9 protein-coding genes and 1 tRNA gene are annotated in these 8722 nt (G+C 71.3%); 5 read left to right on the top strand and 5 right to left on the bottom strand.

Features of this window, described 5'->3' with window-relative positions; all coding sequences use genetic code 11:
• Positions 1-135 precede the first annotated feature (135 nt).
• The 3 genes from ACFVIU_RS22595 to ACFVIU_RS22605 all read right to left on the bottom strand — a co-directional run bounded on the left by ACFVIU_RS22595 (position 136) and on the right by ACFVIU_RS22605 (position 2846).
• Positions 136-1005: a chaplin gene (locus ACFVIU_RS22595; RefSeq protein ID WP_385844569.1), complete on the bottom strand. Its 870-nt coding sequence runs from the start codon at positions 1003-1005 to the stop codon at positions 136-138.
• 132 nt (positions 1006-1137) lie between these two features.
• Positions 1138-1371 carry a chaplin ChpH gene (gene chpH, locus ACFVIU_RS22600; protein WP_158919457.1) on the bottom strand — a complete coding sequence of 78 codons (234 nt, stop codon included), beginning with the start codon at positions 1369-1371 and terminating at the stop codon, positions 1138-1140.
• 149 nt (positions 1372-1520) lie between these two features.
• A complete protein-coding gene (locus ACFVIU_RS22605) occupies positions 1521-2846 on the bottom strand; it encodes a M20/M25/M40 family metallo-hydrolase (protein WP_385844570.1) in 1326 nt (441 codons plus the stop codon).
• A gap of 214 nt (positions 2847-3060) precedes the next feature.
• Here ACFVIU_RS22605 and ACFVIU_RS22610 point away from each other — a divergent pair.
• Together ACFVIU_RS22610 and polX are read left to right on the top strand one after the other, a co-directional pair.
• Positions 3061-3148: transfer RNA gene (locus ACFVIU_RS22610), tRNA-Leu, on the top strand.
• A gap of 67 nt (positions 3149-3215) precedes the next feature.
• A complete protein-coding gene (gene polX, locus ACFVIU_RS22615; protein ID WP_385844571.1) occupies positions 3216-4940 on the top strand; it encodes a DNA polymerase/3'-5' exonuclease PolX in 1725 nt (574 codons plus the stop codon).
• A gap of 26 nt (positions 4941-4966) precedes the next feature.
• Here polX and ACFVIU_RS22620 read toward each other — a convergent pair whose 3' ends face one another.
• A complete protein-coding gene (locus ACFVIU_RS22620; protein WP_385844572.1) occupies positions 4967-5278 on the bottom strand; it encodes a dsRBD fold-containing protein in 312 nt (103 codons plus the stop codon).
• A gap of 135 nt (positions 5279-5413) precedes the next feature.
• On the opposite strand from ACFVIU_RS22620, the gene ACFVIU_RS22625 reads away from it, so the two are divergent.
• A complete protein-coding gene (locus ACFVIU_RS22625) occupies positions 5414-5788 on the top strand; it encodes a YchJ family protein (protein ID WP_385844573.1) in 375 nt (124 codons plus the stop codon).
• 11 nt (positions 5789-5799) lie between these two features.
• On the opposite strand, the gene ACFVIU_RS22630 is transcribed toward ACFVIU_RS22625, so the two are convergent.
• Complete coding sequence (locus tag ACFVIU_RS22630) at positions 5800-6501, bottom strand: FadR/GntR family transcriptional regulator (RefSeq protein ID WP_385844575.1); 702 nt, start codon at positions 6499-6501, stop codon at positions 5800-5802.
• Between the two features lie 140 nt (positions 6502-6641).
• Here ACFVIU_RS22630 and ACFVIU_RS22635 point away from each other — a divergent pair, with 140 nt between their 5' ends.
• Together ACFVIU_RS22635 and ACFVIU_RS22640 are read left to right on the top strand one after the other, a co-directional pair.
• Positions 6642-7160, top strand: a complete 519-nt coding sequence (locus ACFVIU_RS22635; RefSeq protein ID WP_385844576.1) for a gluconokinase — start codon at positions 6642-6644, stop codon at positions 7158-7160.
• 38 nt (positions 7161-7198) lie between these two features.
• Complete coding sequence (locus ACFVIU_RS22640; RefSeq protein WP_385844577.1) at positions 7199-8596, top strand: GntP family permease; 1398 nt, start codon at positions 7199-7201, stop codon at positions 8594-8596.
• The last annotated feature ends 126 nt before the right edge of the window (positions 8597-8722 follow it).

Below are 8722 nucleotides of genomic sequence, written 5' to 3' on the forward strand. Positions count from 1 at the left end.
TCAGGTGGTGGGGGGGCGGCTAAAACCCCCGTTGGGGCGCCCCCTGGGGTGTGGCTCAACATTTCAACCCCGGCCGGCGGGGGCCCCGCCGGCATGGCGGGGCCCGCTCCGTTCACCGCCGTGCGGTCCGCCGTGCTACACGCCCGCCCGCGCCTTGCGGTAGAGCACCGCGCCCGCGAGCAGCGCGCCCGCGCCGGCCGGCAGCGCCAGTCCCAGCGGCAGGTCGCTGCCCGTGTGGGCGAGCTGGCCGTCGGTCAGCGACTGCGCGGAGCCGCCGCCCTGCTCCCTGACCTGGCTGGAGCCGTGCGGGGTGTGTCCGCCCTGGGCGGGCGGGGTCCCCGGTCCGCCGGGCTGGTGGGGCGTGCCGGGGTGCCCCGGCTGACCCGGCTTCCCGGGCTGGCCCGGGTGACCGGGCTGACCCGGATGTCCCGGCTGACCGGGGTGGCCCGGGTGACCGGGCTGACCCGGATGTCCCGGCTGCCCCGGGTGACCGGGCTGGCCCGGCGGGTTGCCGGGGCCGTTGCCGCCACCCGGGGGCTGGGCCTGGTGGCCGCCGCCGTTGGCGCAGTCGTTGCCCGTGGTGGCGTTCCCGACGCCGATGACGCTGGCGCTGTTGCCGCACACGTTCACCGGGACGTCGATCGGTACCTGCACGGTGTTGCCGGAGCCGACGCCCGGGGAGCCGCCGGTGTGGCCGCCCGCGTGCGAGCCGCCGGAGCCGGTGTGGCCGCCCGAGTCGCCGTATCCCCCCGAGGTGTCCTGGCCGTGGTTGGCGCAGCTGTTGCCCACCGCCGGGTTGAGCAGTCCGACGACGTTCACGGTGTTGCCGCAGACGTTCACCGGCGCGTGCACCGGCGCCTGCACCGTGTTGCCGGACAAGACGCCGGGCGATCCGGTGGCGGAGCCGGCCGCCGCCGAGTCGGCGTGGGCGTAGCCGCTCGCGGCGGCGATCACACCGGTCGCGGCGGCCATGGTCATCAGACCCTTGCGGGTGCCCTGTCGCATGCTGAGTTCCCCCCTGCCTTCGATGTTCTGTGAGAAAAGGCCGGTCGGCCCCGGAGCGCATGGCGCGCGCTCCGGGGCCGACGGCTCGCAAAAGACGCCCTTCGGGACAGCGGCCCCCTCAGGGAGCCGGCGTCACTTGTTGATGCAGGTGTTGCCGAAGGCGGGGTTCAGGAGCCCGATCACGTTGATCGTGTTGCCGCACACGTTCACCGGGACGTGGACGGGCACCTGGACGACATTGCCGGAGACGACACCCGGGGAGTGCACGGCGGCCCCCTGGGCACCCGAGTCGGCGACGGCCAGGCCCGCGCCCGCGAGAACCAGCCCACCGGTGGCAGCCGCAGCAGCGACGACCTTCTTGATCATTACTTCCTCCTCGTTGGCAAATGCGATCCCAAGGTGCGGGGTTCGCATCACCTGTAACGAGGAGGGAGTAATGGAGCTACGAGCTTATGGTCGGATTCACTCTTCTCAGTCGGTGTCGTACGCGCGGCCGATTACTCCAGGGCAGAGCCTCACGAAGCGTCGATGAAGCGGTCCAGCACCCGCACGCCGAACTGGAGGCCGTCCACCGGCACCCGCTCGTCCACGCCGTGGAACATGCCGGCGAAGTCCAGCTCCGGGGGCAGCTTGAGCGGGGCGAACCCGAAGCCGCGGATGCCGAGGTCGTCGAAGGACTTGGCGTCGGTGCCGCCGGAGAGCATGTACGGGATCGCCTTGGCGGTGGGGTCCTCGGCCAGCAGCGCGGACTGCATCGCAGCCACCAGCGGTCCGTCGAAGTCGGTCTCCACCGCCTTGTCGGCGTGCACGTCCTCGCGGCGCACCCGCGGGCCGAGCAGCCGGTCGAGGTCGCCGAGGAACTCCTCCTCGTAGCCGGGCAGGAAGCGGCCGTCGATGTGCGCGGTGGCCTCGCCCGGGATCACGTTGACCTTGTAACCGGCGTTCAGCTGGGTCGGGTTGGCGGTGTTGCTCAGGGTCGCGCCGATCAGCTTGGCGATACCGCCGAGCCGGGCCAGGGTGGACTCCATGTCCTCCGGGTCCAGCTCGGTGCCGAGCGCGTCGCCCAGCTCGTCCAGGAAGGCCCGGGTGGTCTTGGTCACGCGCACCGGGAACCGGTGCCGGCCGACCCGGGCGACGGCCTCGGACAGCTCGGTGATGGCGTTGTCCCGGTGGATCATCGAACCGTGCCCGGCGGTGCCGGCCACGGTCAGCTTCATCCAGTGCATGCCCTTCTCGGCCGTCTGGATCAGATAGAGCCGGCGCTGCTCGTTCACGGTGAAGGAGAAGCCGCCGACCTCGCTGATCGCCTCGGTGACGCCCTCGAACAGCTCGGGGTGGTGGTCCACGAGGTGGCGGGCGCCGTAGGTGCCGCCGGCCTCCTCGTCGGCGAGGAAGGCGACCACGATGTCCCGCGGGGGGCGGCGGCCGCTGCGCAGCCGGTCGCGCACGACCGCGAGGGTCATGGCGTCCATGTCCTTCATGTCGACGGCGCCGCGCCCCCACACGCACCCGTCCGCGACCTCGCCGGAGAACGGGTGGTGGGTCCAGTCGGCGGCGTTGGCCGGTACGACGTCCAGATGGCCGTGGATCAGCAGCGCGGGCCGGGACGGGTCCTCGCCCTCGATGCGGGCCACCGTCGAGGCGCGGCCCGGGTGGGACTCGAAGATCTCCGGCTCCAGCCCGACCTCGGCGAGCTTCTCGGCGACCCACTCGGCCGCCTTGCGCTCGCCGGGCCCGGAGTGGTCGCCGTAGTTGCTGGTGTCGAACCGGATCAGCTCGCGGCAGAGGTCCACGACCTCGTCCTCACCGGTGACGCCCCTGGCCGTGTCCGTGTCGCTCACGTGCTTCCTCCCGCTGTCACTGCTGGTGGGTCCCCCTCATCCTCTCTCCGGCACCGGCACCGGCCCAAGACGGGGACCGGCCCGTCACATGCCGTTCACGCTGCACGGCCCCGGGACCGGGGGTGATCAGGCACCCCCGGAAGCCTGGTAATGTTCTCTTCGTCGCCGCGAGGGAAACCCGCCGAGAGGGAGGAACTCGCACGACAGACACCTTGTCCGGGTGGCGGAATGGCAGACGCGCTAGCTTGAGGTGCTAGTGCCCTTTATCGGGCGTGGGGGTTCAAGTCCCCCCTCGGACACCAGCAAGGCCCCTGCTTCGGCGGGGGCCTTTTGCATGCCCCGGTGGGCCGGGCTTCCTAGACTTGAGGGGTGGCCCGGCCCAACGACGAGGTCGAGGCGCTTCTGCGGGAGTACGCCGACCTCGTGGCGATCACGGGAGGCGACGCCTTCAAGGCGCGCGCCTACGAGAAGGCGGCGCGTGCCATCGGCGGGTATCCGGCCGACATCTCCACGCTGGACGAGGACGGCCTCAGAGAGATCCCGAACGTGGGCCGGTCGATCGCCGACAAGGTGGCCGAGTACCTGCGCACCGGGAAGATGGCGGTGGTCGAGGAGCGCCGGGCGAAGATCCCCGCCGGGGTGCGGGAGCTGATCACGATCCCGACGCTGGGTCCGAAGAAGGCGCTGCGGCTGTACGAGGATCTGCACATCTCGTCGGTGAACGAGCTGGCCGCGGCGATCGAGGCGGACGCGCTGGCCGATCTGAAGGGGTTCGGCGAGAAGACGCAGGAGAACATCCGGCACGGCATCGAGCTGCTTCGGCAGGCGGGCGCCCGGGTGCCGCTGCCGCCGGCCCTGGACACCGCGGAGGAGATCGTCGCCGCGCTGTCCCGGGTCTCCGGGTGCACGCGGTGCGCCTACGCCGGCTCGCTGCGCCGGATGCGGGAGACCGTCGGGGATCTGGACGTCATCGTCGCGGCGAAGAGGTCCGAGCCGTTCATGGCGGCGCTGTGCGAGCTGCCCGCCACCGCGGAGGTCATCGCGCGGGGCTCGAAGAAGACGTCGATCCGCACCACCAAGGGGCTCCAGGTCGATCTGCGGGTGCTGCCGCCGGAGTCCTGGGGCGCCGGGATGCAGTACTTCACCGGCTCCAAGGCGCACAACATCCGTACGCGCACCATCGCCGTGCACATGGGGCTGAAGCTGTCCGAGTACGGGCTGTTCGACGCGGAGAGCGGAGAGTCGCTGGCCTCCCGGACCGAGGAGGAGGTGTACGCGCGGCTCGGGCTGCCGTGGATCCCGCCGGTGCTGCGGGAGGACCGCGGGGAGATCGAGGCGGCCCTGCGCGGGGAGCTGCCGGAGCTGGTGACCGAGCGGGACATCCGCGGCGACCTGCACACGCACACCGATCTGACGGACGGTCTGGCGCCGCTGGAGGAGATGGTGGCGGCGGCCGCCGAACGCCGTTACGCCTACTACGCGGTCACCGACCACGCGCCGAACCTGTACATGCAGCGCATGACCGAGGAGAAGGTCCTCGCGCAGCGGGAGCGGGTGCGGGAGCTGGACGGCAGGCACCGCCGGATGCGGCTGCTGCACGGCACGGAGCTGAACATCGGGCCGGACGGCGAGGTGGACTGGCCGCAGGAGTTCCTGGCCGGTTTCGATCTGTGCGTGGCCTCGCTGCACTCGCACTTCGACCTGGACCGCGCGGCGATGACCCGGCGGCTGGTGCGGGCGTGCGAGAACCCGTACGTCCATGTCATCGGGCACCCCACCACCCGGCTGATCGGCAGGCGGCCGGGGGTGGACGCGGATTGGGACCAGGTGTTCGCGGCGTGCGCGCGGACCGGCACGGCACTGGAGGTCAACGCCCAGCCGGACCGGCTGGACCTGTGCGACGAGGACATCCTGCGGGCGCGGGGGTACGGCGTGAAGTTCGCGGTGAACAGCGATGCCCACTCCGTGCCGCACCTGGCGCAGCTGCGGTACGGGGTGGGCACGGCCCAGCGGGGCTGGCTCACCGGGGACGATGTGATCAACACCTGGCCGCTGACCCGGCTGCGCCGCTTTCTACGAAAGGCGGGCAGCTGATTCCCGGACCGCCCCCTCCGCGCGTCTCACTCCCGCTGCATCCAGAGCGGCCCGGGCGCCTCGGTGTCGGTGGCTCCGACGGCCTTCATGTCGCCGTCGGCGGCGCGCAGCAGCCGGCGGCCCATGGCGATCAGGGCGCGTCCGGCGGCGAGTTCGTCGCCGATCTCGGGGACGTCCGGGTCGTAGGGGTTGCGGCGGGCCTCCGCGTGGCTCTCCATGACGTTGTCCCCGGTGTCCAGGATGATCCGGGCGGTGGTGTCCGGGTCGTGCTCGGACAGGTACAGGTTGAGCCGCCATTCCTTGACGGCCGGAGGCCGGTGGTGGAGGGGTCCGGTCATCGTCCGTCTCTCCTCACTGTGCTGCGCGGCGCACTTCCTCTCCCACTGTGCACCTCGCCGGGCGCGGATGCCTCCTTGTCGGTGAAATCCGGACGGGGCGCGGGGCGGGCCGCGGGTGCGGGCAGAATGGGGGCCATGACCTCGCGCTCCTGCCCCTGTGGACTGCCCCAGCCGTACGCCGCCTGCTGCGGCCGCTTCCACACGGGCTCCGCGCAGGCGCCGACCGCGGAGCTGCTGATGCGGTCGCGGTACAGCGCGTTCGTGCAGGGGGACGCGGGGTATCTGCTGCGCACCTGGCATCCGCGGACCCGGCCCGAGGGGCTGGAGCTGGATCCGCGGATGAGGTGGACGGGGCTGGAGATCCTGGACACGAGCGACGGTTCCGCGTTCCACAGCACGGGCACGGTGACCTTCCGCGCCTCCTACCGGGGCGGCTCGCTGCACGAGCGGAGCCGCTTCGAGCGGGTGGACGGCGCGTGGGTGTACGTCGACGGGGACTTCCTGGAGTAGCCCCGCCCCTCCTAGGGCGCCAGGATGTCCAGTTCGTGGAGGGCGCCCACGGTGATCTCGCGGGTCAGTTGCTCGGCGCGGGCCGCGTCGCCCGCGCGGACCGCCTCGGCCACCTGGACGTGCAGGGTGACGGCGGCCGGGTCGGGGTCCTCGAACATGACCTCGTGATGGGTGCGGCCGGCCAGCACCTCCGCGACCACGTCGCCGAGGCGGGCGAACATCTCGTTGCCCGAGGCGTTGAGGATGACGCGGTGGAAGGCCATGTCGTGGACGAGGTACTCCTCCAGGCGGTGGCCCCGGGAGTTGGCGACCATGCCGAGAGCGCACTCGGTGAGTTCGGCGCACTGCTCGGCCGTGGCGTTTCTCGCGGTGAGGGCCGCTGCCACCGGTTCGACCGCGGAGCGCAGCACGGTCAGTGAGCGCAGCTGGTGCGGGCGGTCGGCGCCGGCCAGCCGCCAGCGGATGACCTGCGGGTCGTAGACGTTCCACTCGCACTTGGGGCGGACCGTGACGCCCACCCGGCGGCGGGACTCGACCAGGTGCATGGATTCCAGCACCCGGACGGCCTCGCGCATCACCGAGCGCGAGACCTCGAACTTCTGCGCGAGCTCGTCGGTGCGCAGCACGCTGCCCGGCGGGTACTCCCCCGCCGTGATCGCGGGGCCGAGGGTGTCCAGTACATGGCCGTGCAGCCCCCGGCCCGGTGTGCTCATGCACTCAGCGTACGGCCTGGATCACAGAGCCAAAAAGTCAGACTTATTCATCACAGTCTCTTGAATTCGTCGTACCTAATGGGTTTCAGTGTGGCGACGCCGAAGTGGCGTCGGATGTCGAGGAAGACAGCGAGGCAGTCATGCGTACCCCCCAGGTCGTCGTCGTGATGGGCGTCGCGGGGACGGGCAAGACCACGATCGGTCCCCTGCTCGCCGCGCGGCTGGGCGTCCCGTACGCCGAGGGCGACGATTTCCACCCGGCGGCCAACATCGACAAGATGTCGGCCGGCGTCCCGCTCGACGACTCCGACCGGTGGCCGTGGCTCGACGCCATCGGTCACTGGGCCGAGGGGCGGGCCGGGCTCGGCGGGGTGGTGAGCAGCTCGGCGCTGAAGCGGTCGTACCGCGACCGGCTCAGGGCCGTGGCTCCCGGGATCGTGTTCGTGCACCTCACGGGCGACCGGAAGCTGATCGAGGACCGGATGGGCGCGCGGCAGGGCCACTTCATGCCGACCGCGCTGCTGGACTCCCAGTTCGCCACGCTCCAGCCGCTGGAGCCGGACGAGGCGGGTGTCGCCGTGGACGTCAGCGGCAGCCCCGAGGAGATCACCGAGCGCGCCGTGCGGGCGCTGGACTCGCTCGCCCTCGCATCCGAGTAACACCTCATCACCGTCCCCCGTAACCGCAAGGAACCCCCGTGACCAGACTCAGCGTCGAGATGCTGGCAGCGGACGCACCTGCGCCCATCACCTCCGCCGGACACGCCCAGCTGGGCATCGCCGTGCTGGTGGGCATCGCCGTGATCGTCCTGCTCATCACCAAGTTCAAGCTTCATGCCTTCCTGGCGCTGACCATCGGGTCGCTGACGCTCGGAGCGGTCGCCGGAGCACCGCTCGACAAGGCCATCACCAGCTTCACCACCGGGCTCGGCGCCACCGTGGCCGGCGTCGGCGTCCTGATCGCGCTCGGGGCGATCCTGGGCAGGCTGCTCGCCGACTCCGGTGGTGCGGACCAGATCGTGGACACGATCCTCGCCAGGGCCGGGGGCCGTGCGATGCCCTGGGCGATGGTGCTGATCGCGTCCGTGATCGGTCTGCCGCTGTTCTTCGAGGTCGGCATCGTGCTGCTGATCCCGGTGGTGCTGATGGTCGCCAAGCGCGGCAACTACTCCCTGATGCGCATCGGCATCCCGGCGCTGGCCGGTCTGTCCGTGATGCACGGCCTGATCCCGCCGCACCCCGGCCCGCTGGTCGCGATCGACGCGGTCAAGGCCAACCTGGGTGTCACGCTGGCGCTCGGCATCCTGGTCGCGATACCGACCGTGATCATCGCCGGTCCGCTGTTCTCCCGTGTCGCCGCCCGCTGGGTGGACGTCCCGGCCCCCGACCGCATGCTGCCGCAGCGCGCCTCGGAGGAGCTGGAGCGCCGTCCCGGCTTCGGTGCCACGCTGGCCACCGTGCTGCTGCCGGTGGTGCTGATGCTGGCCAAGGCGCTGGTGGACATCGTCTACGACGACCCCGCGAACTCGACCCAGCGCGTCTTCGACGTGATCGGCTCCCCGCTGATCGCGCTGCTCGCCGCCGTGCTCGTCGGCTTCTTCACGCTGGGCCGGCCCGCCGGCTTCACCCGGGACCGGCTTCAGCAGACGGTGGAGAAGGGCCTGATGCCCATCGCCGGCATCCTGCTGATCGTCGGCGCGGGCGGCGGCTTCAAGCAGACGCTCATCGACTGCGGCGTCGGCCAGATGATCCTGGACATCTCCAAGGACTGGTCGATCCCGGCGCTGCTGCTGGCCTGGCTGATCGCGGTGGCGATCCGGCTGGCGACCGGTTCGGCGACGGTGGCGACCGTCTCGGCCGCGGGTCTCGTGGCCCCGCTCGCCGCGGACATGTCGACGACCCACTCCGCCCTGCTGGTCCTGGCCATCGGCGCCGGCTCGCTCTTCTTCAGCCATGTCAACGACGCCGGCTTCTGGCTGGTGAAGGAGTACTTCGGGCTGAGCGTCGGGCAGACCGTCAAGACCTGGTCGGTGATGGAGACGATCATCTCGGTCGTCGGCGGCGGTCTGGTCCTGCTGCTGTCCCTGGTCATCTAGGGCATTTCTTTCGGATCAGGTCGGCTTCGGCTGGCGGTGCCTTCTCGGCCGACCCGAGCGGGGTCATGGGGGTGCCCCCTGCTCATGGGGGTCCCCCCGCTCGAGCGGAGCCGAGAGTGGGGGAGG

Source organism: Streptomyces sp. NPDC127190 (genome assembly GCF_042672505.1).
Classification (GTDB): Bacteria; Actinomycetota; Actinomycetes; order Streptomycetales; family Streptomycetaceae; genus Streptomyces.